The organism is Seonamhaeicola sp. NFXS20, assembly GCF_049132085.1.
Lineage (GTDB): Bacteria > Bacteroidota > Bacteroidia > Flavobacteriales > Flavobacteriaceae > Seonamhaeicola.
In genome coordinates this window covers 1-1,225 of the sequence record NZ_JAFMPU010000042.1, presented here as the reverse complement: position 1 = coordinate 1,225, position 1,225 = coordinate 1, and the positions used below count along the sequence as shown (strand labels likewise).

Here is a 1,225-nt window from a genome sequence, read left to right as displayed (position 1 = left end):
ATGTCTAGTCCTGAAATACGGCTACAGGTTAATAATTGATTTACGCTGTTTTTAAATATACCATATTTGGAGTTTTATAATCTAAAGATACATGTAATCTTATTTGGTTGTATAGATTAATTGCATTTTTTGTTGCTATTTTGGCGTGAGCCACATCAGTAAAGGTCTGGTCAAGATAAAACTCGTCTTTAAGGATACCGTTTAGGCGTTCAGCAATGGCATTTTCATAGCAATGGTTTTCTTCTGTCATACTAATTTTGATGTTGTTTCTCTTTAAAATTTGGGTGTATTGATTGCTACAATATTGTATACCTCTATCCGAGTGATGTATTAGTTTCTCTGTGTTTTTAGCTTTGTATAAAGCCTTTTTAAGGGCTCTTACACAGCCACTAAGTTCAAGACTATCACTAAGGTCGTAACCTATAATTTTTCTAGAATACATATCAGTAATAAGAGCCAAGTAGCAAAACCCTTTTATAGTTCTGATGTATGTAATATCAGAAACCCAAACCTGATTAGGTCTATTAACAAGCACATCTTTAATGATGTTTTTATGTTTATAAAACCTATGCAAAGAGTTTGTGGTTCTGTAGCTAGGTTTCTTTCTGGTTATAAGCATATTGTGTTTTCTAAGGATGTTAAACAGGGTGTCTCTGCCAACTTTGATTTTGGCTTTATCAAAATCATTTTTCAACGATATTTTGAGTTTTCGTACACCTTCTCTAGGCAGGGATTTGCGTTTTTGGTTAACAATTTGAATGATTTGTTGTTCCATTTTTAAACGTTTGTCCGCTCTATATTTATACTTGTAATAAGCATCACGTTTAAGTCCGAAAGCTATACAAACAGTGGTCAAAGACGCAAATCCTTTGGTTTTCTTTTTAGATTTAACTAACGCTCTATATTTAGCTTTTTTTTTAGTTCAGCTACAGATTTGTAACCAAGGTCTTCAGCAGCTACTTCCAGATATGAATCTTGAATCATGGCATCTAAGTCCTTCTTTAATAACAATTTTTTTAGTTGTTCAATCTCTTTTTGAAGTTCTTTAATGCGTGTTATTTCGTCTTTAGTTTTCACAGTTATTCTAGTATTCATAAGGTCTTTACGGTTGTACTTTTTAATCCATTCGTTGATTGTGGTTGGATTAATTCCATAAGCCTTACCTAATTGATACTTGTTTAATTTTCCTGTTGTAAGTTCGTCTAAAATTTTGAGTTTGAAAGGT

2 protein-coding genes are annotated in these 1,225 nt (G+C 32.2%); both read right to left on the bottom strand.

Annotated features, from left to right (window positions below):
* Window positions 1-40 precede the first annotated feature (40 nt).
* The gene (locus tag J1D01_RS17390; RefSeq protein ID WP_421151775.1) at window positions 41-856 is read right to left on the bottom strand and encodes an IS3 family transposase; all 816 of its coding nucleotides are present in this window, start codon (window positions 854-856) and stop codon (window positions 41-43) included.
* Window positions 857-891: 35 nt separating this feature from the next.
* Window positions 892-1,225, bottom strand: a 334-nt coding sequence (locus J1D01_RS17385) for a transposase (RefSeq protein WP_421151774.1), incomplete at its 5' end; no start/stop codon positions are given.